We start from the raw sequence: 25,446 nt of genomic DNA on the forward strand, positions 1-25,446 counted from the left end.
CTTGGAGTACCGTCAATAACTGTACCACCCCTGCGATCGGCGGGAGTTAATTCAAATCTTGACTCTAATCAGGGCTAAGAAAATCACCTGAATCTCTAAAATAAGAAATTACGATATTAGCCCGGCGTTTTCTTCCTGAGGAGTTGCTCCCCATTGTCATCATCCCAGATCTCACAAATAATGCCATTTACGTTTTCAAAGCTCCCAGTTGTAATTGGCTCCTACAGGGCATCGTTTCTACCAAGAAAAGGGGCATCGTCCTAAAAACTGCCGTTGCGATTCGCTGAAGGCCAAATTCTAGCCGAGCAGTTAGCATTAAGCGTGCCCTCTTCCGCTTCTTAACGATAAAACCTGTCACCCGCCGCCTATGAACGAAAAATGGCAGCAAACCAATGTCTGAAATGATTTGACCACTACAGGTGTTGGATGCAAGACTTATGGAAGGCCGGCTCTGGCTGACTATGAATTTTTGGCGTTTCTTCTGCAGGTCGGGTTTAAAACGAAGCGGTTCAACTCGCCGCTGCCACTGGTCCCGATGGTCCGATAGCCTGGATAAAATTGATCGCACCTCGAAGATGAATCGGATTTTATGCCGCTAAACAAAAAGCCAAACAAGTTAGAGAGCGTCAGCCGCGCGCTGCGAACCTTGAGCGCGGGCAATCGCACCTTGCTGCGCGCGTCGGACGAGCAGGAGCTTCTGCGCGAGATGTGCAAGGTAATCGTTGAGCAGGGCGGCTATCCCATCGCGTGTGTCGGATACGCGCGAAATGATGAAAATAAGACCATCCAGTGGATGGAGTGCGCTGGAATGGACAAAGAACATCTCCAGGCGCTTTTTCCCTCCTGGGCTGGTACCGTTGTTGCCAAGGGCGCGTTCGGTACCGCAATTAGCACGGGCAAACGCAGCGTCGCGACGCACGTCTTGACTGATCCCGCCTATGCCACCTCCGCTCATGCCCAGCTAATGGAACTTGCAACAGCGAGAGGCTACGCCTCGGTGACCGCGTTTCCACTTCAGGTTGAGGGAGAAATCCTTGGCGCACTCGTAATGGCGTCGGCAGACCCGGAGGGATTTAATGACGAAGAACTCAAGCTGCTTAACGAGCTGGCGGACGATCTTGCCTATGGGATTGCCAGCTTGCGAATGCGGATCGAGCACCGTAAAGCTCAAGAGGCTATCGCTCACCTTGCTTACCATGACCCGCTGACCGATCTGCCAAACCGCATCCACTTGCGTCAGCGCCTGGAAGAAGCGATAGAGCTTGCCAAGCGACAGCATCACCCCGTGGCATTGCTCTATCTTGAAATCGGACAATTCCATGAAATCAACGAAATCCTCGGCCACCACGCGGGGGACCAGTTGGTGCAACAACTGGCAGCGCGCCTGGCGGGAGCAGCGAAGCTCGACCAGCTTCTGGCACGTGTGGGCGAAGCGGCTTTTGCTTTGCTAGTCCAGAATGCCGGAGCCGATGATGCCGCCACGGAAGCACAGCGACTACTTGACGTTCTGTATGACCCGGTGGAGATATCGGGGTTGACAATAGACGCGCCGGTATCCGCTGGAATTGCCATGTTTCCGGGGCACGGGAGCGACGCCGAAGCGCTACTGCGAAGGGCGAACGCGGCGGTGCGCAAGGCGAAGCCCGCAAGGGGCGGCTACGCCTTCTACAGTGGTCAGGAACAGGAAAACGCGCTGAGGCTTCGCCTGATGGGTGAGTTGCGGCAAGCGATCGGAAGGAACGAACTGCGCCTCTATTGCCAACCGAAGGTAACCATCGCTTCGCGCCGACCCTTTGGAGCGGAGGCGCTGGTGCGCTGGGAACACCCATTGCATGGTTCGATCCCTACCGGCGAATTCATTAAGCTCGCGGAACAAGCCGCGCTCATCACCCCGCTTACAAACTGGATGTTAAAGGCTGCATTCAGCCAGGCTTATGCGTGGTACGAGGCCGGGCTGGCAAGGCCGTTGTCGGTAAACCTGTCGGCGCACGATCTGCATGACTCGCGGCTGGTCGAACGAATTCGGAACCTGTTCTCTACTTGGGGCCTTCCGCCAGAGCTCATTCAATTCGAAATTACCGAGAGCGCGTTGATGGAGGACCCGGCGAGCGCCAGGGATACGCTGGCACGTCTGAAAGAACTGGGCATCGAGCTGTACATTGACGACTTTGGCACAGGGTATTCCAGCCTCAGCTACTTGCAGAAACTGCCGGTCGACTGGATCAAGATCGATCAATCTTTCGTCATGCCGATGACGACAAGCAGGGATTCTGCACTGATCGTGCGATCAATTATCGAGCTGGGCCATAATCTTGGTCTAAGAGTGGTCGCGGAAGGCGTAGAGAGCCAGGCGCTGTGGGATCAGCTCGGCACCTGGGGATGCGACGTAGCACAAGGCTTTTTTGTCGGGCAGCCGATGCCGGCGGACAGATTTAATGAGTGGGAAACCCAATGGTCCCGGGGTCCTGCCTAATCCTCGCTGACGCGATGGTTGAAGAGCTGGTGGTTGGCGCAGAAGTGGCGGGTTCAAGGACGAGGGGTATAGTCATTGATGATAGGCAGGCAATGGCGTATGCCGGCGTGATTAGCGAATTACCGCTTCAGCTTGATCTTCCGGCTGCTACAGAGCCCACCCAGAATGCCTATATGAACGCTTCAATGGTCGATTCTGCAATGAGTGCCTGGCCCCACGTTCCCATGGCAATATCACGCCAACCGAATTTGCGGCCCAACATCAATTTGCAACCCAAGATTCTACTGCACTGGTGTAGCTAATGATTGGGAGCAGGTCAGAGGAACTGCCCTACATTGCCAGTGCAGGGCAACTCACTAGTCAGCTTGCTCAGCGGCATTCAAGTGACGGTCAAGTTTTATTGGGGCAGTTTGGCAGCGAGCACATCTACATGCTCAATCTGCGGGGGTTCTGAGAGCAGCTCCGAGGCATTGGCCATCAGCGCCGCCGCGATCGGACCCGCCAAATGTGCCGTGCGTCCGGCTTCGTCAGCGAAAGCATCGAAAATACCGAAAGTTGATGGCCCAAGACGCAGCGCAAACCAGACCGGAGTGGTAGCTTCTTGATTGGCCAAGTCCAGGGCGCTTTCAAGGAAGCGGGCGACTGCAGTTTCCTTTCCGGGTTTGGCCTGCAAGCGTACCAACAGGGCGACTTTTACCATAGTGATTCTCCTTTCTTGAATTGAACTACGAGAGGCCAGTCTAACGGGGGCTCTAATTCCTGCCAAGTGGCAAGATTGACAATTATGGTATGATTCCTGCCATGCGTATCTACGTTCTTGCACTTAACGACGTTTTTGACACTGGCCTGGCCACTGTTGTCGACACCTTCAGTATTGCTAATGAGCTGACTGTATCTGCGGGGACTCCTTCGGTCCATTTTGAGATTACCGTCGTTGGCGTCCGCAGCCGGGTATACACCAGTCAGGGGCTGTCGGTTCCGGTACTTTCTGCTGCACAGCTTCCGTATCCGGATATCGTGCTGATACCTGCGCTTGGGGCAAAAATGCCCGCTACGTTGCTAGCGGCGCTTGAACGGCGAGACATAACCGACGCGGGGAAGTTGTTACGGCGATGGGCTGACAATGGCGCTTTGGTTAGTGCCGCCTGCACTGGAACCTTCGTCCTTGCGGACACATCATTGCTCGACGGGCTGAGCGCCACTACCTCATGGTGGCTTGCTCCGCTATTCCGGGAGCGTTACCCGTCAGTCTTGCTGGAAGAATCGCGCATGGTCGTGGGGTCATCCCGTTTTGTCACCGCAGGGGCGGCCCTGGCGCATATCGACTTGGCACTATGGCTAGTGAGGCGTAGCAGTCCTACGTTGGCAGCGCTGACGGCACGTTATCTTTTGATTGATCCCCGTCCGTCGCAGGGAGTTTTCATGATCCCCGAACACCTGATGCATGCAGATCCGCTGATCGAGCGATTTGAGCAGTGGGCCCGGCGCCATCTAAGCGAGGGGTTCTCGCTCGGGGCAGCAGCCACGGCGACCGGTACCAGTGCGAGAACACTCGCACGCCGCCTGAAAGCTGTGCTGGGCAAGACGCCGCTTTCCTATTTTCAGGATTTGCGCGTAGCGCGTGCGATACAGTTGCTGCGTACAAGTAGTGACAGTATTGATCTGATTGCCAATCAAGTTGGTTATGAGAGCGGGGTAACGTTGCGTACGCTCCTTCGCCGTAGAATTGGCCGATCGGTGAGCGAGTTGCGTGCAGGCAATTAATAGAACGCGAGCATCTCGCCCATAACATTGAGAGACTATCGACGCAATGTGGAGATACTTTTCAGTAGAGTACATTCAAGACGTGAATCCCGAACTACGCTCAACTCGGCATCTGGATACACGATCATGTCGAAGTCTACTTTGCCGTCGCGATCAGCTGAATTAACGTGGTGAAAGCCAAACCACGCTTCGTCAGTATGCGCATGCCTGACTTCGCCGGTATCGCGATCAACAAGCGAGAAGCGCGTACCCCGCTGAGGCTCCCAGGTGTAATTTGCTATGAATGGCTTGCCTCGCAACAACATGCTTAAGGGATTCACTACCAAGGGAAACTCCCCCAAAACGACATACTTATGGCTGAGCCCAAAGCTGTGTATATATGACGGCCTGTCTGTCCTGTAGCTGCCAAGCAGACGACGTTCGCTGCTGCCGTCAGGCAACGTGTAGACGTTGTATGTGGATTGGCGCCCAAAATTGAGCAGGTAGTTGAACTGGCTGCCTTGATCGTAATGCGGATGAGCTGTTGTCACTTGGCCCTTCAGCGTGTCGCCATAGCTGACGACACCAATGGTCTCTAGGGTTTTTTTGTCGAAGGCAACCGGCACGGGGGTTTCGGTTTGAGCGACGAACCGTCTGCCAATCTTGCCGATCGAGACATTGGCATTGAACGCAGGATTAGGCTCCTGCGTTCTTACGGAATTGGCATTGGTAGCACAATGGTTGGATATTGGATATATCATTGGAACCCCCTTTGGATAGCGGTTTGATGTGATCTTTTGTCCAAGTGGTCTTGTAACGCTTACTGGGCCTCGGCGGTATTTCCATCCAAGCTCTCTTACATCGAGGACAGGCTAAGAATTCTTGGAGTATTTTGAGCCACTGTGACTTTGTGTGATGACCACCATTAGCCAATTTTCTCGCATTATATGATTCGCGACGTGCATTGCGGCAAGGTTTGCAGTAGGGAAATGTTTTTCCCGTAGATGATGAGGTCCACTGACCGTAGTCAACGTTGCCGCATTTTGAGCAAGGCAGATACTCGCTGCTTGTCATAGCTGAAACCTTACTTTGTTTCGCATTCGTTGCGTTCATGTGGATTAAATCTTCCCAAAAAAGGCAGCACCATTACAACACATACTGGGCGGTAACACACATCCAGCATGTCTTACATGAGGTCGGTCCTTCCCCCTTTGGAGTCCTATCAATAACTGTACGAGTCCTATCAATAACTGTACGGTATGAAAAACAAGTTTCATTAATAGTTATTTTCGATAACAGCCGATGCAGCAATGGCTTAATAGGCGGGATCAATTACGTTGCTGGCAGAGAACAACCCAACATGAAGGTGTACTAATGTCCAATGGCGGTCATGAAGGGTTTCTATAAGATGGAACTGAGGAATAACCGATGGTAAAATCGCTCCGCCCCATTATTGATGAGTATGAGTACTAGGTCATGAAGTTGGAAACAGTATCGTTAAAAAATTTCCGTTGTTACAAAGACGTGATGACTATCCAGGTCGGCAAGATGACGACCTTCGTAGGAAAGAATGATGTCGGCAAGTCTTCGGTACTTGAGGCTCTAGAGATTTTTTTTAACAACGATATTGTGGCAATCGAACCGAGCGATGCCAATGTTAATGGAGGTAGTTCTAGGGTTGAGATTACATGCGAATTTTCTGACTTACCATCAACGCTAACTCTTGATGCTGGGGCCGAGACTACCTTGGCAGACGAATATTTACTTAGTTCGACGGGGAAATTAAAGATTCAGAAAGTCTTTGACTGTAGTGTGAAAAAACCAGTGGCGGAAGTGTTCGTGCTTGCTGAACATCCCACCGCCGACGGTGTTTCAAATCTACTAGAACTCAAAGAAAAGGATTTACAAAAACTTGTCAGAGAAAGGAGTTTGGACGTTGGATTAAAAGGTAATCCTAGTATGAGAAGAGCAATCTGGGCTGCGGCCGATGAACTTGCTTTAGCGGAAGTTCCAATCTCCGTTAGCAAGGGCAAAGAAGACAGCAAACGCATCTGGGACCAGCTTGGAAGCTATCTACCGATTTTTGCCCTGTTTCAAAGTGATCGTACTAGCAAGGATTCTGATGGTGAGGTACAAAATCCAATAAAGGCGGCAGTAGCAGCTGCGATTGCGGAAGTCGGAGCCGAGATCGCACAAATTCAAAGTAAGGTTCAACAAAAAGCGGAGGAAATTGCCAAAAACACCCTCGAAGCACTAAAAACTATCGATTCACAACTTGCCGGGGAGCTAACACCCGAGTTTGCTCCCCCTTCCCCCGCTAAATGGACTGCGCTCTTTTCAGCTGGACTAGCTACCGAAGCGGGCATTCCACTAAATAAGCGCGGTAGCGGCGTTCGACGATTAGTATTAGTTGCTTTTTTTAAGGCTGAAGCCGAGCGGCGTCTCAAAAACACCAATAAGCGCAGCATCATATACGCGATCGAAGAGCCTGAGACTGGTCAACATCCGAACAATCAACGAGTCCTCGTCCAATCACTTAACGGGTTGGCTAATGAGCCTGGCTGTCAGGTTATGCTGACTACTCATAGTCCTGGTCTGGCATCCGAGCTACCCCTGGATAGCATTAGGTATCTCTACAGAGACCGCACTGGAAGCCCGAAGGTTGATCTAGGTATCGAGGTGTTCGGTCCAGTTGCAGATGCCTTGGGGGTCATACCCGACAGTCGTACGAAAGTACTGTTCTGTGTAGAAGGGCCAACGGACATCACCGCGTACAAGTGTTTGAGCCACGCACTACACCTTACGGATCCTACAATAGTTGATCTTTCCCAGGACGACCGTGTTGCATTTGTCCCGCTAGGTGGCAGTACACTTAGGCATTGGGTGGCAGATCATTATTTGCGTCCACTTCGTCGAACGGAATTCCATATTTACGACCGTGATGTACCAGACTATCAAAATGCGGTAGACGAGATTATGGCCAGAGGGGATGGGGCGTGGGCAGCGTTAACAACAAAGTACGAGATTGAGAGCTATTTGCATCCGGATGCTATTGCGGATGCATTCGACATAGCAATCGAGATTTCAGATCATCCGGGAGAGGATAAGAAAACTGTTCCAGAGTTATTCGGTGAAGCCTACGCTCTTAAACGAGGACACGGGGCGCCACTAAGCGACAGCAAGGCCAAGAAAAAACTGAGTGAAGCGTTTTCGCATATGAGCGCTGAAAGAATCCGTGAACGGGACCCTAATGGGGAAGTGGAAAACTGGTTTCGCAAGGTAGGAGAGATAATTGATAAAACATAGCTTAACTGAAAATCGACACTAACAAGCAGCAAGCACACTTATGTGTTAAAGATATCCCTACTCATTTATTTTGCATCAGGAGCTGCAGGAGATGCGAGACAGTTTCGCAATAATCTTACTCAGAATCTAATTCGCACATGTTAAAGTTTATCTCCCATACTTCGTTTAACGCCCCTGTCCTCCTGGCATGTGCCTGAGTCGCATAAGGCATCTACTCTTTTTGCACTCCTGACCCATCTTTCAATTTTGGTGCTCGGGGAGACTTCATGAAACGATAACTCTATTCCCCATAGCTTTAGCTTGAGTGTACCTGTATGTCATCGCCGTTTCCAAACATAAAACCTTCGTCAAAATATCGCGTTTTATCCTTCATCTATGAGCGACGCTGAAGATCGAGTAAAAAAATGTGTAGTCAAGTAATTTTAGCCATTGGGATAAGCGGTATTGCTGTCCTTCCGTTCCTACGCGCTAAACAGCCTGCTTTTTTACCCACGATAGATATTTTTCGTACGCTAGTGGACATACAGCAAGCGGTACGACGCCAACGACGGTTAATTGGTGTTGCAGTCAGAATAAGGCCGCGAGTTTTCGCTCCGGCGGCAGGTCATCGCAAGTGGGCGATCTCGGTCACCGAGTCTTTGATGACCTCCACGTAGCGTTCCAGGTCGAGATCGTCGGCCTCTGTGCCAAACGGGTTCTCCATGATCTCCGATGCCATCTCAAACACGAGCAGGATATAGCCGGCCAGAAGCACTGCGGGAAGGGCGGACCAACCCATGGTCTTCGTCGCCACCAGTGGACTGTAAGCAAGGTAGAGAACAATGCCCAATCGCAGAACTCCCGTGAGTGTGGGCGGAAGCGGCGTGTTTCGAATCCGCTCGCAGGCACCGGAAGCGTCCATCAGCGCTGTGGCGTGAGGTTCGAGATATAGCAATGTGAAGCCGTCGATGCGGTTCTGCCTTCGCCACCCGTCGATGAGCGAGAACACTCGGGCCGCGAACCACATTGGGACATGAGCCGGCTGCTCTACCTCCGCCTGGTACCGCGGATTGTCCTGCAAACGTCCGGAGCCCCTCAGATGGCGGAGCAGTGCGTGAGCGAAGCCGCCGACGAGATCAGCCAGTTCAGATGCTTCCACCTCGTTCAAAGGAACAGCAGCCTTCGCCTTGAGCACCAGATTGCGGCTGTCGTTTACCAGCTTTCCCCAAATGATGCGCCCTTCCCACCATCGATCAAATGTAACTTTGTTGCGGAAAGCGATCAGAAGACTAAGAATGAGACCTACGCTCCCTAAAGCCTCCCTGTCCCAGATGTCAAAAGAGAGGGCGGTGAGCGGCACTAGCAACTGCACAGCGACAGTATACAGAGCCAGGATGGCTAGCCAGGGAAGAGTTCGCCGAGTCGCGGGGATCCAAAGGAACGATTTAGACGGGGATTTCATAGGGGAGCACTATCATCCTCTTTGTTATCTGCTCCCCCGTCGTTCCGCCGACCGACGCAGCCGTGCGATCTGAAGGTTTAGTAGTCTGGGGGACCAATCCAGGGAACGTGATCGTCTCTTGAGCATCTGCTATGCATGGCGGAAATACTAAAGCCGGTACAACGAGCACTGGCGTGTAATTCTTTATCCTGAGCAGCCGACATCCAAGTCGCCTTATTCATAACAAATCCCCCAAAGGGTCACCGAGTCGAAAGTTGGCGCCGTTGCTTTTAAGCAAATGAACGGTAGATGGCCGGAGCGTCTAGTGTCTAGCGTCACAGCGCAACCAATCTACTTCACTAACCGCGTGCCCCGCAGCTTATTTTCAACATAGATCGTTTCAATGGGAAAGCAAGGAAACGGTGCTCATTCCCAGGACCTTCTGGAAGAATTATTGTGAAGACCTGCCCAGTATCATCAGCGATGTGGGTAGCCGATCAAGGGGAAGAGTTGACGATGGCCTCTATGCGGGTGCCCATCTGCTGGAATTGCTCAGTTACGATGCGGATATCGACGCCGTCCTGCATGCCATCCGCGATCCAATAAGATATGCTGCGCCAAGCCTTCCACGATGTGCTGTAAGAAAAGGAAAAGAAATTAAAAATAATTTCGATCCCACCAATCGCGCAGTTTCCTGAATATTCGCGGGCCTGCCCCGTGTGGCTCGGCCTCAAACGCTGCTTAGATAAGCTTACGGCGGTTTGCGATAAAACCCAGCAGACCCAGACCGGCCAACAGCATGGCATAGCTTTCCGGTTCTGGAATACCTTGTGCGATTACTTGGCCCATGTTGTTAATGTCCCTGGCTTCGGTTAGAAGCACCCCTCCCGGAACTTGAACCAATGAATTGAGGTTCGTCATGCCCCTCCCCATTGGGACCTGTGATGAAGGCATGGCCAGCCCCTCCATCAGCAGGGTAAAACAATCCCACCACTTGCCCTGCATCATTGATTTCTCTAGCGTAACTCCATTCGAGTTCTCGTGGGTCAAGGCTTCTCATCCCCATTCCGTCTGGACCAGTGACGAAAGCGTGGGTCGTCCCTTTGTCAGTATCGGCGTTCCCCACCACCTGTCCGGTAGCATTGATGCCATAGGCGTCGCTGGTAGCCCCGCCTAAGGTACCAAGGTCCCTCAGGCCAACCCCATTGGGACCGGAGATGAAAGCATGCGCAACAAAGCCTGGGGTGCTAGTGTTGGAATACCCCACCACCTGTCCTGAGTCATTGATCCCGGAAGCGTAGCTATAGTCTCCACCGAGTGACCCAAGATCGGTCATGCCGACGCCATTCGGGCCCGTGATGAAGGCATGGAGCTGCCCGTTGTCCGTGCTGAATTCCCCTACCACCTGCCCTGCGTCGTTGATTCCGAGAGCGATGCTAGAGTTTCCACCGAGTGTGCCGAGGTCGGTCATGCCGACGCCATCTGGGCCCGTGATGAAGGCGCGGGCCTGCTGCCCGTTGTCAGTCTTGGAGTACCCTACCACCTGCCCCGCGTCGTTGATGGCTGTTGCATCGATGCATCGTGGCCGCCCTGAGGCATTTCGGCAGCCAGCGCAAGCCTGAGAGTTCTTCATCCGCCTTGCGACGAAGCTTCAGCATCCCGGAATTTATTAGCCGGAAGTTTATTTTACAGGCCTATCCCAGGCTAAAAGCTTCCCCACCCATCTTCTTCCGCCGCGCGATGAATCCAACAAGGGCCAGACCGGCAAGCAATAGGGCGTAGCTCCCAGGTTCGGGAACGATTCCGATGGCAATGACCTGCCCCGTGTTATTGATGCCAGTGGCTCGCCCTAAAACCACCCCGCCAGGCACATCCACCAGGGAATTCAGGTCAGTCATGCCCAGGCCGTTGGGGCCGGTGACAAAAGCATGAATATCACCTGCGGCGGTCCAGGAGTCTCCCACTACCTGTCCGGAGTCGTTAATACCCGCAGCCACAGCCGAGCCTCCGCCCAGATTACCGAGATCGGTCATGCCCGAGCCATTTGGGCCGGTTATAAAAGCGTTAGGATAATACAAATCATATGGATCTGGGACGGCCATGGAGCCTCCCACTACTTGCCCGGAAGCGTTAATATCGTTAGCGTGACTACGGTTTCCCCCCAGAGTACCGAGGTCTCTCATACCCACGCCGTTGAGGCCGGTCATAAAAGCATGACGATCACCTGTGGCAGTTCGGGACTCTCCCACTACCTGCCCGGACCCATTGATACCATAAGCGAAACTGAGGTTTCCCCCCAGGGTGCCGAGGTCGGTCATGCCCACGCCGTTGGGGCCGGTAATAAAAGCATGAGCCGTTCCCGGGATGTAGGAGATTCCGGCTACTTGGCCGTAAGCGTTGATGCCTTGAGCGAAACTTTCCCCACCCAAAGTACCGAGATCTCGCATGCCCACGCCGTCGGGGCCGGTGATGAAAGCATGTGAGCCAGAAAAACCCGCTACTTGCCCAGAATCGTTAATACCAAAAGCGCCACTATTGCCTCCGCCCAGAGTACCGAGATCGGTCATGCCTACGCCGTTGGGGCCGGTAATAAAAGCATGGAGATCTCCGGCGGCGGTCCGGGACTCTCCCGCTACTTGCCCGGAAGCGTTGATACTTCGAGCGATACTGTAATTTTCGCCCAGGGTACCGAGGTAGGTCACCTCACGGGTGTTAAGGTCAACAAGATATGAGACCTCTTGCTGGGCAGCGGCAGGAAACACGAAACCGGCGCTTACGGCTGCGGCGAGGACAAGGCTGGGAATTTTGAAGCTGTGCAGGATTTTCATGGTGAATCTCCTTCGTTGTCAGGAAGAATCGCTGTGAGGTTCTCTGAAAGCAAGGACTCTTCGCTTAAAGATAGACCAGGGCCCGATTAAATAAGGGAAGGGAGAGCAGCAAACTTTCCCGGTGAGAGAGCGGTAGCGCAATTACACAGCAGCTGCAGGTACAGCCTGCTGGAAATCGCCAAAGTCCTATCCCGGGCTAAAGGCTGTCTCCCTCATCTTCTTTTCGCCCCGCAATGAAACCGACCAGGCCCAGGCCCGCAAGAAAGAGCGCATAGATCTCCGGCTCCGGGATAATAGCGCCGATGGCAATGACTTGCCCTGCGTTATTAATGGCGGAGGCTGAGGTTAGAACCACTCCACCCGGCAGATCAACGAGCGAATTGAGGTCCATCATGCCCGTGCCATTGGGGCCGGTGATGAAAGCATGGAAAATGCCCCCAGCCGTTCTAGAATCACCCACCACTTGCCCGGCGTCGTTGATGCCAGAAACAGAGTTGTCACCGCCCATGCCAAGCTCGGTTGCTGTCTTGCTGTTAAGGTCAACGAGGTATGAAAGCCCTACTTGTGCGGAAGCATTGGTGCCGAAACCCAGACAAGCAGAAAATGCTGCAGCCAGGATAAAAGCACGGATTTTAAAGCCAGGGGTGATTTTCATGATAAATCCTCTTTATTTTTTTCGACGAAAGGATAGGACTGCCAGGCTGTCAGAAACCACATACTCCATCTTAAAATAGATCAAGGATTTGAATTGTCAACGCAACGAAATGCAAGATGCGTTAAGCATCAGGAAGGGTTCTTTGGGAGGATGGTTGCCAGCATCGTATCCTCCGGAAAGGTATCGTTTCGCTCTATTAATTCAATCAAGGTGCTGGAAATTTAAACCCTTAAAGACAGGCCGCTATTTATCCTGCATTTTTCGCCTTCTTGCGTCGCGCCATAAGCCGGACCAAGCCTAAGCCGGCCAGCATCAACGCATAGGTTTCGGGTTCGGGAACAGTGCCAACGGCAATGACCTGTCCGTTATTATTGATGTCGCCGGGGGAGGTTAGAATCACTCCCTCCGGCAGTTGACGACACGCTGCGCCAAACCCCTCCACGATGTGCTATAAGGAAAGAAAAAGAAATAAAAATAATTTCAATCCTGCCAATCGTGCAGCTTCCTGAATATTCAATATTCATACTTGGAATGCAGCACTTTTTCGCGCAATTATTTGTTTTACAGTTTGTTCCCAGTCATATGACTGTTTGGAATGGGCATGACTTTTAGTAGGGGCTTTCCAGCAATCTGGATGGGGCGTAACGGCACCCGGAATGAATATTCAGAACATTCCGTATTTACAAGAAATGGAAGAAGTAATCACAAAAAGGCCGCCCCTCGCTAAGGAGAGGGCCTCTATGACCAGCCCACAACACGCTATTGCTAGCTATTTTTCAGTGCGGACGCCACGTCTGGGTAAAACTGCTCCCATCAACCTGATTCCAGCCAGGAACATTGATAGGTTTCCGTCTCGTGGATGGCGAGTGCAAAATTGACTAAGCACTAAACGGCCTGCTTGTTTACCCATGATAGATATTTTTACTGCGAGGGAGTGCACATACAGCAAGCGGAATTTATAGATCCCTGTCTCCAGGTATTTTTACGCTAGGCGGCGCTTGCGCCCCGCAATGAACCCTGCCAAGCCAAGCCCGGCAAGCATCAAGGTATAGGTTTCAGGTTCAGGAACTTCTGGAACAACTGCTTCTGAAACTCCCCCAGCAATCACCTGTCCATTGTTATTAATATCAATAGCATATGTTAGGGTCACTCCCTTCGGCATGTAACTCAGTGAATTAAGGTCCATCATACCCATTCCATCGGGGCCGGTGAGAAAGGCACGGTATTCACCTTCGGCAGTGCGAGATTGTCCCACCACCTGCCCCGCATCGTTAATGCCACCAGCACTGCTGTAATCCCCGCCTAAAGTACCAAGGTCTCTCATCCCCATTCCATCCGGGCCGGTGATGAAAGCATGTGTCTCCCCTTCCCCTACAGAGGTGAGTGAACTCCCCACCACCTGCCCAATGTCATTTATGCTCCCAGCCGTGCTGGTATCACCACCCAAGGTACCAAGGTCTCTCATCCCCGTTCCATCAGGACCGGTAATGAAGGCATGGAAAGGGCCTTCAGCCGTGTGAGACTGCCCCACCACCTGCCCCGCATCGTTGATACCACCACCAAAGCTGTCGACATAACGGACCGCACCGCCTACTAGTGTGCCGAGATCTCTCATCCCCGTTCCATTAGGACCGGTAATAAAGGCATGGTTAGCGACTCCGTCAAGGAAAGAGTGCCCCACCACCTGCCCCACATTGTTGATACCGTTACCATAGCTGTCATTCTTGCCAAAAGCGCCTAGGTCTTTCATCCCTCTTCCATCTGGACCCGTGATGAAGGCATGGTATTCACCTTTAACAGTGCTGGATTGTCCCACCACCTGCCCCGCATCATTAATGCCACCTGGATAGCTCCACCATCCACCAAGGGTGCCAAGGTCTCTCATCCCCATTCCATCAGGGCCGGTAATAAAGGCATGTTCCGCCCCACCCCCAATTCCGTCCACTTGAGAGTATCCCACCACCTGTCCGGCATCGTTGATGCTCATAGCATTAGCGCCGTAATCCCTGCTTAAACTGCCAAGATTGGTCACTGTCCTGCTGTTGAGATCAATAAGGAAGGAATGATGATCTTGGGCGATGGCATCAGTACCGAGGCCAAGGCTGGGAGTCATGGCTGCGACAAGGATGAGGTTGCGGATTTTGAAGCACTGGTTGAATGTCATCGTATCCTCCGGAAAGGCGGCGTTTGGTTTGGCATCCATTGCTTCAAAGTTGGTAATGGACCTTAGCTTGTAGCCAGCCCAGCACACATACTGAAGTACATCCGGATACGCTTTCAGTTTCCTTTATAGATGAGTCTGGAGAAAAAACAAGTTGGAGCTAAAAGAGGGGAAGACACGAAACGGAATTTTCTGCACCCCAAGCCGCATTCATAGCCTATGGTTTGGGAACTCGGGAGAGAGCGTCCAGTGCCGATTCCTGCTTGGCAACATAGATCGTTTCAGTTCGAAAGCAGAAAAACGGAGGCCAATTCCAGGACCTTCCCGAAGAATTATCGTAAAGACCTGGCCGGTTTGATACGCCTCTTTAACGGGTCTCGTCAAAACCGACCGATTGTGCAACGCGGCTCCCAACATTGATACGACCATGATTATCAGCCGTGCATCTTGAAGCAGTCGCGGCAGCTGAGGTGGGTGGTATATTGCCGCACGCGACAATATATCGCAGCCCGGAAGCGCTTGAATAGAAAACGAGGCTCGGCTGCTTTAGAAGCAGGGTGAATAGATGTACTAGTTTGGATTTGATCGGACAAACAATGTCAGATTCGAACTGCCGCCAAGTACCAGGAAGCGGCCCTCAGGCGCTGGCAACAATAAGCCATGGGCCGCGCCCGCCCCGTTGTGCTCGGCATCAAACGCTGCTTAAACAGTCTTGCGGCGGCGCGCGATAAAGCCCAGCAGACCCAGACCGGCCAACAGCATGGCATAGGTTTCCGGTTCGGGAATACCTTGGGCGATTACTTGGCCCATGTTGTTAATGTCCTTGGCTTCGGTTAGAAGTACCCCTCCCGGAACTTGAACCAATGAATTGAGGTTCGTCATGCCCATGCCATCGGGGCCAGTGATGAAGGCATGGCCAATGCCGGTTTGGAAATCGTAAAATACTCCCACCACTTGCCCTATGTCGTTGATTTCTCTAGCATAACTCCACCCGATTTCCCGTGGGTCAAGGCTTCTCATCCCCATTCCGTCTGGACCAGTGACGAAAGCCTGGGACGTCCCTTTGTCAGTACCGGCGTTCCCCGCCACCTGGCCGGTAGCATTGATGCCATAGGCCACGCTAGTAGCCCCGCCTAAAGTGCCAAGGTCCCTCAGACTCACCCCATCGGCACCCGAGATGAAAGCATACTGAAGAAAGCCTGAGGCGCTAGTGTTGGCCCCTCCCACCACCTGTCCCTCCTCATTAATGTCGTAAGCAGCGCTGGGATCGCTATAAAGCGTACCGAGATCTCTCATTCCCGTCCCATTAGGGCCGGTGATGAAGGCGTGGTACAGTTGTCCGTTGTCCCTCCCAGACACCCCTACGACCTGCCCCGTGTCGTTGATCCCGGAAGCGTAACTATAGTCTCCGCCGAGTGTGCCGAGATCGGTCATGCCTACGCCATCCGGACCCGTGATGAAGGCATGCAGCTGCCCTTTGTCAGTGCTGGATTGCCCTACCACCTGCCCTGCGTCGTTGATCCCGGAAGCGCGGCTATTTCCACCGAGCGTACCGAGATCGGTCATGCCTACACCATTAGGGCCCGTGATGAAGGCGTGGATCTGCCCGTTGTCAGTTCCGGAGTACCCTACCACCTGCCCCGCGTCGTTGATGGCTGTTGCGTCGACGTTTCCGAGATCGGTTACTGTCTTGCTATTGAGGTCGATCAGGTATGAATGTCCTGGTTGTTGTGCGGAGGCGTTGGGGCCGAATCCCAGACCAGCAGAAAATGCTGCAGCAAGGATGAGATTGCGGAAATTGAAGCAATGGTTGAGTGTCATCGTATCCTCCCGCAAGCGGCGTTCAATTGATGAATTATCCGTTGCTTCAATCTAGGTGATGGAACCTGGGATGTCAAAGCACGCTTTTATTTATGTGCGAACGCGCTTGATTCGGGCGCTCTATTTGGCCGAACAGGCGATGATTCCGCCATGAATAAGGTGTTTTCCCTGACCTGACTGTTTTGTATCGAAAGCAGTAACTTGAATCCGACAACCAGGGTCGGATCGAATCTCGACTACGACACTTTACGGCTGCCGGTCCTTACTTTCCGCCGATTGACGACAAAGAAAACATTCTGAGTTTAGTGGTGGGGAGTATGTTGCTGCTGCGATCCCGGCGTTGCCAGATAGCAACAAAGCGGCCGAGGATTTTCAGGAAAGCGTATCAGGTACCTAATTTAGGCAAAGTCCATCGCTACTGCTGTGTTTGTGAAGCCGGGAGTAGATGTCTTCTGCTCGCTAGGCCGCTCGGCTCCTATACTTTTCCCTTGATTGATCTAAGCTGGATTGTGGGAAATGGTAGCCGGGCAGTTATCGCTGACGCAGGGGACCGCGCTGTCGGCACGCTTCAATCAAATCAGGAGAGGCTCCGAATTTTAATAAACCCTCTCTTACTGAGGAAAAATCATGAAAATTACCCATCGCTCTAAAATCCAAAGCTTCATCCTGGCCTCGGCGCTGGGTATCGGGCTGAGTTTTGCTTCCCCCATCTCCGCACAGGTACGTTCATACATCTTGGACTCCAATGGCAAAGGACTGACCGATCTCGGGACGCTGGGTGGAGGTAACAGTTGGGCCCGTGGCATCAACGACGCCGGGCAGGTGGTGGGGGAATCCAGCACGGCCGCAGGTGTTAGCCATGCCTTTATCACCGGCTCCAATGGCCTGGGCATGACCGATCTCGGGACGCCGGGTGGAGGTTCCGGTTCCGCCTTCGGCATCAACGACGCCGGGCAGGTGGTGGGGGACTCCTTCATGACGTCCGCAGATATTTACCATGCTTTTATCACCGGCCCCAATGGCGTGGGCATGACCGATCTCGGCACGCTGGGCGGGGTTGTAGGTTACAGTTCCGCCTGGGGCATCAATGACGTCGGGCAGGTGGTGGGGGACTCCTTTACGGCCGCAGGTTTTTGACATGCCTTTATCACCGGCCCTAATGGCGCGGGCATGACCGATCTCGGGACGCTGGGTGGACCTGAAAGTTTCGCCCGTGGCATCAACGACGCCGGGCAGGTGGTGGGGGTGTCCGTCCCGGCCGCATATGCTCCGCATGCTTTTATCACCGGCCCCAAGGGCGTGGGCATGACCGATCTGGGGACGCTGGGTGGAAGTCACAGTTACGCCTGGGGCATTAATGACGCCGGGCAGGTGGTGGGGAAGTCCGACACGGCCACAGGTGCTTACCATGCCTTTATCACCGGCCCCTATGGCGCGGGCATGGCCGACTTGAACTCGTTGGTGAGTCTGCCGGGCACAGCTGTGCTAACGGAGGCCCGAGGAATCAATAACCATGGGCAAATCGCCGTCATTGGCAGCCCTATCCCCGAACCCGAAATGTATGCCATGCTGTTGGCCGGTCTGGGTCTGCTGGGCTTTATCGCGCGCCGCCGCAAGACTGCTTAAACACCGTTCGATGCTGAGCCACAACGGGGCGCGCGCCTTAGCGGCTTATTGTTTCCAGCACCTGAGAATTCCTTCCTGGCACTTGGCGGCAGTTCGAATCTGACATTGTTGCCCGATCAAATCCAAACTAGTACAAGAGTGTCGTAATAGAGATTTGATCCGGCCTTGGCTGTCAAATTCAAGTTGCTGCTTTCGATACAAAACATCGCTACTGCTCAGTGTTTGTGAAACCAAGAGTAGATTTTTCCGCTGGATAGGCCGCTCGGCTCCTATACTTTACCCTTGATTGATCTAAGCTGGATTGTGAGAAATGGTAGCCGGGCAGTTATCCTTGACGCCAGGGGACGTCGGCACGCTTCCCTCAACTCACGAGAGCCCCGAATCTTCAAAAACCCTCTCATGCTGAGGAAAAAGTCATGAAAATTACCCATAGCCCTAAAATCCAAAGCTTGCTCCGGGCCGCAGCCCTGAGTATCGGGCTTGGTTTTGTGTCCCCCGTCTCCGCACAGGAACATGCATACATCGTAGACTCCAGTGGCAAGGGACTGACCGATCTCGGGACGCTGGGTGGAGGTTCCAGTTGGGCCCAGGGCATCAACGACGCCGGGCAGGTGGTGGGGACCTCCACCCCAGCCGCAGGTCCTGTCCATGCTTTTATCACCGGCCCCAATGGCGACGGCATGACCGATCTCGGGACGCTGGGTGGGTATGTAGTAAGTGTCGCCTATGGCGTCAACGATGCCGGACAGGTGGTGGGGTACTCCGACACGGGCTCAGGTAATTTCCATGCCTTTATTACCGGCCCCAATGGCGCGGGCATGACCGATCTCGGGTCGCTGAGTGGAGGTGACAGTTTCGCCTCTGGCATCAACGGCGCCGGGCAGGTGGTGGGACGGTCCTACACGGCCGCAGGTTTGCGTGCTTTTATCACCGGCCCCAATGGCGTGGGCATGACCGAGCTCGGGACGCTGGGTGGAGACACTTACGCTTCTGGCATCAACGACACCGGGCAGGTGGTGGGGATCTCCACCACGGCCGCAGGTGCTTACCATGCCTTTATCACCGGCCCCAATGGCGGGGGCATGACCGATCTCGGGACGCTCGGTGGATCGGAAAGTTACGCCTCTGGCATCAACGACGCCGGGCAGGTGGTGGGGATTTCCACCACGGCCGCACGTGCTTACCATGCTTTTATCACCGGCCCCAATGGCGTGGGCATGACCGACCTCGGAACGCTGGGTGGAGGTTACAGTGACGCCACTGGCATCAACGATGCCGGGCAGGTAGTGGGAGGCTCCGTCACGGCCGCAGGCGATCGGCACGCTTTTATCACCAGCCCCAATGGCGTGGGCATGACCGATCTCGGGTCGTTGGGTAGTTTCGCCCGTGGCATCAACGACGCCGGGCAGGTGGTGGGGGCGTCCGACACGGCCACAGGTGCTTACCATGCCTTTATCACCGGCCCCAATGGCGCGGGCATGACCGATCTCGGGACGCTGGGTGGAGATTACAGTTACGCCTCTGGCATCAATGACGCCGGTCAGGTGGTGGGGGACTTCGACACGGGCGCAGGTGCTTGGCATGCCTTTATCACCGGCCCCAATGGCGTGGGCATGACCGATCTCGGGACGCTGGGTGGAGATTCCAGTTACGCCTATGGTATCAACGACGCCGGGCAGGTGGTGGGGCGGTCCGACACGGCGGCAGGTGCTTGGCATGCCTTTATCACGGGCCCCAATGGTGGGGGCATGACCGACTTAAACTCGTTGGTGAGTCTGCCGGGTGGAGCTGCTCTAACCGACGCGACGGGGATCAATAACCTGGGGCAAGTCGCCGTCATTAGCAACCCTATCCCCGAACCCGAAACCTATGCCATGCTGTTGGCCGGTCTGGGCCTGCTGGGCTTTATCGCGCGCCGCCGCAAGACTGCTTAAGCAGCGTTGATGCCGCGCCACAAAGGGTCGGACCCGCCCTTGTGGAGGCATATTGTTTCCAGCGCCTGAGGACCGTTTCCTGGCACTTGGCGCAGTTCGAGGCTAACATTGTTTGTCCGATCAAATCCAAACTAATACTGGATAGATGCGATAGATGATTGTTCTGTAATAGCTTCTACTGTCTTTCTCCCTTGCCACTATACTACTTTCAAAGCAGCCCACCCCATGGTGTGACATATTGTCGCGCGGCAATATGTCACATTCCCAAGCTGGTATCCCCTCTATAATCGGGCTACTTCTTGTTGCTAAGCATTAGTACGACTAAGTGTTGGTGTCTGTACTTTCAGCGTTTTCCCCCCTAGGTTTCATTACCTATTTAGGTTCGTAACATTCGCTCAAGGATGTTACAAGCCTGTTCTTTTCCCCTTCGCTCACCTCAAGACCCGGGCTATCAGAAACGCTCGGCGGCCACAATAGAAAATTGCTTGGAAAGCGAATCCAAGTAGAGACGGGGTTTAGCACCTCTCCAGCACCGCGTCCACCTCGATGTACTTGCGGTATTCGTCCAGCGCGGTTGCCCACACACAGTGCAGCCCGCCATGCGCCAGCGCCGGTTTGAGCATATTCCCCGCATCGATCGCGCTTCCGCCTTGCGCCTACCACGGTGTGAAGCTCGTCAATAAACACGATCGTGCCCTCGCTCTGCGCGATTTCCCTCAAAACCGATTTCAGCCTTTCTTCGAATTCGCCACGGTATTTGGCACCGTGAGCAATTCCGCCGTATCCGGCGATAGCACTTCTCGTCCTTCAGCGTTTCGGGCACTTCGCCATTGACGATCCGTTACACAAGGCCCTCCGCGATGTGCTGTAAGGAAAGGAAAAGAAATAAAAATAATTTCAATCCCCCCAATCGGGCAGTTTCCCGAATATTCAATATGCATAACCGGAATGCAACACTTTTCCGTGCTAACCGAAGCTACAGGCGACTTGGCGCGGGGTTCATTTCTCGTGTGCGACAAAATGTCACATGCGGAAATATGCCACATTCCTAATTCAAATCATTTGTTTTACAGTTTGTTCCCAGACATATGACTGTCTGGAATGGACCATGACTTTTAGTAGGGGCTCTCCCCAGGCGGCCCAACCGGCAGCAAAAATACGGAATATTGCAAACCCTGCGGCCCTCGGCGCTCAGTCCCCTCGCTTTACCCTGCTCCCGGCTGGTGGCATATTGATGAGCTGGGTAGAACCGGTTCCCGATGGTCATGCCCTCAAGTATGGCGTATTGCGCGATGGACGAGGGATCCACAAGGGCGAAGTCGCGCGCGGTAATGACTGGTTCGTCAACTGGAGCGATTTTCCATCTGTGGTACCCATTGACGAGTCCTTTTGGGTGGCGCATTGGCTAATCAATAAAGAAGGGGAGAACGCCTATCACTACGATATTGCCATATCCGTTTCTCGGGATGCCGGCATAACCTGGAGTGCTCCCCGTCCACCCTATCGCAACGCTACGGCGGCGCAATACGGTTTTGCCACGATATTCCCGGTGCATGACAGTGCCGGCGTGATCTAGCTGGATGGACGCGATCGGCACAAGCGGGATGGCGGTGGCAAATCGGTTTTCACTTTACGCTATGCGCGCATTCATCGCGACGGCGGGATGGATAGCGAGCAGATAATCGACAGCAGTACATGCACTTGCTGCTGGACAACAGTATCTGTAACACCAGCCGGCCCAGCCCCAGCCTGGCGTGGCCGCACGGAGAACGAGATCCGCGATTACCGGGTGGCGCGTTTGCTTGCTGCTAAATGGTCTGCACCTACGCCGCTGGGTAAGGAAAATACGATTGTCGAATAGCTTTACACTTTGTACCGTTTCTACTCATCTGCTACAGGAGAAACTAGAAAAACATACACCTAAACAGATAGGCATAATTTATGCTTAAGGTTATTCTATCCTTTTTATATAAAAAGCAGGCACACAATGCCCTGCGACAAACAGGTTCGGCCACGTTAGCGCGCATTGTCATCGGAAGGACTTATTTTTTAGCAGACTCGTTTATTCTGTTTCAAACTTGGCTTCCTCGTAGTTTCTTGATTGGAGCGTATGTTAGCCAAGACCAGCCGCCCTCGTCTCTCCGCCGTCTACCAGCGCTCGCGCTTGTTTGATCAGCTGGACATGGCATGGAGAAAACATTCGGTCACCCTCGCCCATGGGCCACCTGGAGCGGGTAAAACCACGCTCGTCTCAAGCTATATTGAATTTCGAAATCGTCCCTGCCTTTGGTATCAGGTGGATTCGGGCGATGAGGACGTAGCCACGTTCTTTCACTATTTCGGCTCCGCGGCAAAGGAACATTTACCGGTCGACGCAACCCCGTTGCCTGATTTCGACCCGGGTACCGCGGCAGACCTCGTAAGATTCAGTCGACAGTACTTCCGCAAATTTTACGCTGGACTGAAAAGCCCGCTTGTCGTGGTGCTGGACAACTACCAGGAGCTGGCCGACGCCTCCCCCTTGCACACCGTGGTACAGGTCGCCTGCGAGGAAATTCCAGAAGGCTATCACATCGTTATCGCTAGTCGCGAAGCCTGCCCTCCGCCAATCGCCTCGGCGCGCTTTAGGCAGGCGTTGACGGTGATTGGTGCGGACGATCTTGTTTTAACGCATGAGGAGACGTGCGGAATTGCGGAGTTACAAGGGATGAAGCAGCCTTCCCCAGCCACGACACTAGCCCTGCACGCACGTAGCGCCGGATGGATGATGGGCTTGATGCTGATGCTCGAGCGTGCGGATGGTATCCGCAATGACAGCGATCTGAGCCTTTCCCTCGGAGACGATCAGGGAGAATCTGTATTCGATTATTTCGGTGTCGAAGTTTTCAAGAAACTCGACACTACTTGCCACGACCTGCTATTGCAAAGCGCGTTGCTCCCCAAGATGACCATACCCCGCGTTACGCAACTCACCGGCACGCCCAAAGCCGGCGAGCTGCTGCGGGAACTGTTACGGCGAAACCATTTCATCACACGCCATGCGGGAAAGGAAGCGGCGTATCAGTTCCACCCCCTCTTTCGGGAGTTTCTCCTTGAACAAGCAATGGCGCGGTACTCTAAGGATGCGCTAGAGTTAAAGTACTGTAGAGCTGCTGAGGTGCTGATAACGGACGGCGATAACGAGGGTGCCATCGGCTTGCTGGAGCAGGCAGGCAACTGGCGGCGCCTGGCGGAAGTAATCTTGGCGACCGCCTCGACTCTGAAGGCACAGGGCCGTGATGCAACCCTCGTGGCCTGGATGGAGAAGCTGCCCGCCGACGTGATCGACACGGATCCGTGGCTGCTCTACTGGCACGGTAGCAGCAAGGCATTCTCGGACCCTGCCGCCAGCCAGGCAATTCTTGAAAATGCCTATCGGCAATTTCGCATGATGGACGACCTCGTGGGTATGGCGATGAGCTGGGCTGGGCTTATGGGTGCGATTTTCAACATGTACCAAAACCTCCGGCAGATGGACGCATGGGTAGAGGAATTCAGCGAACGACTTATTGGCCGACTTGAGCTGCTGCCACATGACCTTCAGGTGGCGGTGACCGTCGCTTTCGTTATCGCGCTATCGTTCCGCCAGCCTCTGCATCCTGACCTGTTGTATTGGCGGGAACGATTGCGGAAGGTGCTGGAGTCCGAAACCCGGGCTGCAAATCGACCTCTGTTGCGCCACCATCTGGTGACGCATCACATCTTGCGCGGCCAGCATGCGGAGGCCGAATCCGTTCTGAGCATGCTTTACTACGCAACCAACCTGCCCTCGGCTGAACGTCCGCCTCGCACCCCCGTGGACTATATAAACGAGGCCGCGGTTGCGCTGCATACCGGCATGAAAGAGCGCTGCTTGCGAGCAGTTCATGATGGGTTGCGCGTCGCTGAGGGTACCGGCGATCGTCGTCTCGATTCGGTTTTTCTCCAGCTTGGCGCGGCCATGAGCCTCAATCGAGGCGATCTTGGACAGACAGACGAGTTCCTCGCCGCCTTCGAGCGTTTGGCTGAATCTATGCCATTTGTGGACCGGGGCGCCTATTATGCTGTGGCGGCCTGGCGCAAGTTTTATGCAGGAGAGCCTGCGCTGGCACTACATCTTTTAGGCCGGGCGGTCGCTGCTTCGGAAGCTCGGGGCGCACCCTACTACATCGCCGTCGATAACCTTGGCTTCGGGCTGCTGCTTCACCTCTGTGGCAGGAAGAGCGAAGCGCTTCTGTGTCTGAAGATGGGACGCAGGCTCGGCGCAAGCATCAAAAATGCGTTGATCGAGTACGCCTACCAGCTCTTTTCAGCCTTCATCGCGTTGGATACGGGCGGGAAAAATCACGCCCTCTACCATCTCGCTACCGGCATGCGGCTCGGCCAACAACATGGCTACATGCATTTCTTTTTTTTCCCCCCGAGAGTAATTTCAAAACTATGTTCGATAGCACTCGGGGCCGGAATTGAGACCGAGTATGTTCGTATCCTCATTGAACGCAATGAACTAAGCCCGGACCCCTCTTGGCGAGACGCCGAGTCATGGCCCTGGCCCATCCGTATTTATACCCTTGGACGTTTTAGCGTAGTCAAGCAAGGCACAGCGCTGCAATTTTCCGGAAAAGCCCAGAAGAAACCCCTGGAGTTGTTGAAGGTGTTGATCGCGTTGGGGGGTCGCGATGTGTCAGAAGCGAGGCTGGCAGATGCCCTCTGGCCCGATGCTGAAGGCGACGCGGCTTCACAGGCGCTTGCGACCAACTTGTTCAGGTTGCGTAAACTCATTGGAGAACAGGCGATTCGCAGGCAGGAGAATCGCCTTACAATCAATCCGACCTTCTGCTGGGTAGATTGCTGGGCGTTCGAACGATTGTCTAGGGAGAGCCCAGGCGATTCGCAGAGATGTCTTGAGAAACTCAGGAAGTTCTATCAGGGCCCTTTCCTCGACGGAACAGACGATGCCCCCTGGGCCCAGTCAATGCGCGAGCGATTGAAGGCAAGGTTCGCACGACTCACGCAGAATCCAGGCAATTCATCCGGCAAGAGATCGTAGCCCCAGGCCAACTTTTCCTGTTCCCGCATCTGCTGGCAATGCTCTCGTCTTCGGCCATACGAAAGAATGTAACCGTTCATCTTTCCACTGGCCGACCTCCATTTCCTCCCATACCGGCAAACTCCCCGGCTTACTCGCAACGTTGACGCAGGTCCTGCGTCAACCGTCTGCTGCTGATGCCGCGCCGCTGAATCCGAGTCTTTAGAGCTCATCCGGGCCCAGCAGCTATCTATACCGCGTCCTCATAGTCGAGATAGAGCCGGACCAAGCCCAAAGCGGTTGCGGTATCGTGGCGCCGCCCCGCAATCGTTTTGCAGCGTCTCCAATTTGTAACCCGGCACGCCTGACATCGACCGTAAAACAAACGGCGTATCTGTCCTTTTGACGGGTTGCGGCCCTTTCCTGGCCATT

General features: G+C 54.0%; 20 protein-coding genes and 1 pseudogene. 9 read left to right on the top strand and 12 right to left on the bottom strand.

Annotated elements, in window-relative coordinates; all coding sequences use genetic code 11:
• The first annotated feature begins 589 nt into the window (after positions 1-589).
• Positions 590-2,473, top strand: coding sequence for a putative bifunctional diguanylate cyclase/phosphodiesterase (locus BM022_RS09690; RefSeq protein WP_091138882.1), 1,884 nt, complete (start codon positions 590-592; stop codon positions 2,471-2,473).
• A 397-nt stretch (positions 2,474-2,870) separates the two neighbouring features.
• Here BM022_RS09690 and BM022_RS09700 read toward each other — a convergent pair whose 3' ends face one another.
• Positions 2,871-3,173 (bottom strand): putative quinol monooxygenase, encoded by a 303-nt coding sequence (locus BM022_RS09700; protein WP_091138886.1) that lies wholly within the window; start codon positions 3,171-3,173, stop codon positions 2,871-2,873.
• Between the two features lie 101 nt (positions 3,174-3,274).
• Between BM022_RS09700 and BM022_RS09705 the strand changes: the two genes are divergently transcribed.
• A complete protein-coding gene (locus tag BM022_RS09705) occupies positions 3,275-4,237 on the top strand; it encodes a GlxA family transcriptional regulator (RefSeq protein WP_091138966.1) in 963 nt (320 codons plus the stop codon).
• Positions 4,238-4,272: 35 nt separating this feature from the next.
• Here BM022_RS09705 and BM022_RS09710 read toward each other — a convergent pair whose 3' ends face one another.
• Both BM022_RS09710 and BM022_RS16435 read right to left on the bottom strand, forming a co-directional pair.
• Positions 4,273-4,977 (bottom strand): carotenoid oxygenase family protein, encoded by a 705-nt coding sequence (locus tag BM022_RS09710; RefSeq protein WP_091138887.1) that lies wholly within the window; start codon positions 4,975-4,977, stop codon positions 4,273-4,275.
• Entirely contained in the window at positions 4,913-5,329 is a 417-nt protein-coding gene (locus BM022_RS16435) for an HNH endonuclease signature motif containing protein (RefSeq protein WP_143079569.1), read from the bottom strand. Before BM022_RS16435 ends, BM022_RS09710 begins: the two co-directional genes overlap by 65 nt.
• Positions 5,330-5,692: 363 nt before the next feature.
• On the opposite strand from BM022_RS16435, the gene BM022_RS09720 reads away from it, so the two are divergent.
• A complete protein-coding gene (locus tag BM022_RS09720; RefSeq protein ID WP_091138889.1) occupies positions 5,693-7,522 on the top strand; it encodes an ATP-binding protein in 1,830 nt (609 codons plus the stop codon).
• A gap of 604 nt (positions 7,523-8,126) precedes the next feature.
• Here BM022_RS09720 and BM022_RS09725 read toward each other — a convergent pair.
• Positions 8,127-8,861, bottom strand: coding sequence for a bestrophin family protein (locus tag BM022_RS09725; protein ID WP_177191685.1), 735 nt, complete (start codon positions 8,859-8,861; stop codon positions 8,127-8,129).
• Positions 8,862-9,364: 503 nt separating this feature from the next.
• On the opposite strand from BM022_RS09725, the gene BM022_RS09730 reads away from it, so the two are divergent.
• Positions 9,365-9,640 (top strand): hypothetical protein, encoded by a 276-nt coding sequence (locus BM022_RS09730; protein ID WP_091138892.1) that lies wholly within the window; start codon positions 9,365-9,367, stop codon positions 9,638-9,640.
• 43 nt (positions 9,641-9,683) lie between these two features.
• On the opposite strand, the gene BM022_RS15525 is transcribed toward BM022_RS09730, so the two are convergent.
• From BM022_RS15525 to BM022_RS09760, 7 genes are all read right to left on the bottom strand, one after another.
• Complete coding sequence (locus tag BM022_RS15525; protein WP_256209107.1) at positions 9,684-9,791, bottom strand: PEP-CTERM sorting domain-containing protein; 108 nt, start codon at positions 9,789-9,791, stop codon at positions 9,684-9,686.
• A 4-nt stretch (positions 9,792-9,795) separates the two neighbouring features.
• On the bottom strand, positions 9,796-10,575 hold the full coding sequence (locus BM022_RS09735; RefSeq protein ID WP_177191686.1) for an HAF repeat/PEP-CTERM domain-containing protein: 780 nt from the start codon (positions 10,573-10,575) through the stop codon (positions 9,796-9,798).
• 61 nt (positions 10,576-10,636) lie between these two features.
• On the bottom strand, positions 10,637-11,770 hold the full coding sequence (locus tag BM022_RS09740; protein ID WP_091138894.1) for an HAF repeat-containing PEP-CTERM protein: 1,134 nt from the start codon (positions 11,768-11,770) through the stop codon (positions 10,637-10,639).
• Between the two features lie 196 nt (positions 11,771-11,966).
• Positions 11,967-12,425: an HAF repeat-containing PEP-CTERM protein gene (locus tag BM022_RS09745; protein WP_091138895.1), complete on the bottom strand. Its 459-nt coding sequence runs from the start codon at positions 12,423-12,425 to the stop codon at positions 11,967-11,969.
• A gap of 247 nt (positions 12,426-12,672) precedes the next feature.
• A complete protein-coding gene (locus BM022_RS16055) occupies positions 12,673-12,825 on the bottom strand; it encodes a PEP-CTERM sorting domain-containing protein (protein WP_371264322.1) in 153 nt (50 codons plus the stop codon).
• A 582-nt stretch (positions 12,826-13,407) separates the two neighbouring features.
• Positions 13,408-14,589, bottom strand: coding sequence for an HAF repeat-containing PEP-CTERM protein (locus BM022_RS09755; RefSeq protein ID WP_091138968.1), 1,182 nt, complete (start codon positions 14,587-14,589; stop codon positions 13,408-13,410).
• A 699-nt stretch (positions 14,590-15,288) separates the two neighbouring features.
• A complete protein-coding gene (locus BM022_RS09760) occupies positions 15,289-16,407 on the bottom strand; it encodes a PEP-CTERM sorting domain-containing protein (RefSeq protein WP_091138899.1) in 1,119 nt (372 codons plus the stop codon).
• Between the two features lie 627 nt (positions 16,408-17,034).
• Here BM022_RS09760 and BM022_RS16060 point away from each other — a divergent pair.
• The 3 genes from BM022_RS16060 (at position 17,035) to BM022_RS09770 (ending at position 19,967) form a co-directional block, all read left to right on the top strand.
• A complete protein-coding gene (locus BM022_RS16060; protein WP_256209108.1) occupies positions 17,035-17,544 on the top strand; it encodes a hypothetical protein in 510 nt (169 codons plus the stop codon).
• A 33-nt stretch (positions 17,545-17,577) separates the two neighbouring features.
• On the top strand, positions 17,578-18,033 hold the full coding sequence (locus tag BM022_RS16065) for a PEP-CTERM sorting domain-containing protein (RefSeq protein ID WP_256209109.1): 456 nt from the start codon (positions 17,578-17,580) through the stop codon (positions 18,031-18,033).
• A gap of 416 nt (positions 18,034-18,449) precedes the next feature.
• Entirely contained in the window at positions 18,450-19,967 is a 1,518-nt protein-coding gene (locus BM022_RS09770) for a PEP-CTERM sorting domain-containing protein (RefSeq protein ID WP_091138900.1), read from the top strand.
• A gap of 521 nt (positions 19,968-20,488) precedes the next feature.
• Here the strand turns inward: BM022_RS09770 and BM022_RS09775 are convergent.
• A pseudogene (locus tag BM022_RS09775) lies at positions 20,489-20,808 on the bottom strand (AAA family ATPase); the annotation flags it as partial.
• A gap of 267 nt (positions 20,809-21,075) precedes the next feature.
• On the opposite strand from BM022_RS09775, the gene BM022_RS09780 reads away from it, so the two are divergent.
• Both BM022_RS09780 and BM022_RS09785 read left to right on the top strand, forming a co-directional pair.
• Positions 21,076-21,543 carry a hypothetical protein gene (locus tag BM022_RS09780; protein WP_091138902.1) on the top strand — a complete coding sequence of 156 codons (468 nt, stop codon included), beginning with the start codon at positions 21,076-21,078 and terminating at the stop codon, positions 21,541-21,543.
• 534 nt (positions 21,544-22,077) lie between these two features.
• On the top strand, positions 22,078-25,035 hold the full coding sequence (locus tag BM022_RS09785) for an AfsR/SARP family transcriptional regulator (protein WP_091138903.1): 2,958 nt from the start codon (positions 22,078-22,080) through the stop codon (positions 25,033-25,035).
• The last annotated feature ends 411 nt before the right edge of the window (positions 25,036-25,446 follow it).

It is taken from the genome of Nitrosospira sp. Nsp14 (assembly GCF_900113575.1).
Classification (GTDB): domain Bacteria; phylum Pseudomonadota; class Gammaproteobacteria; order Burkholderiales; family Nitrosomonadaceae; genus Nitrosospira.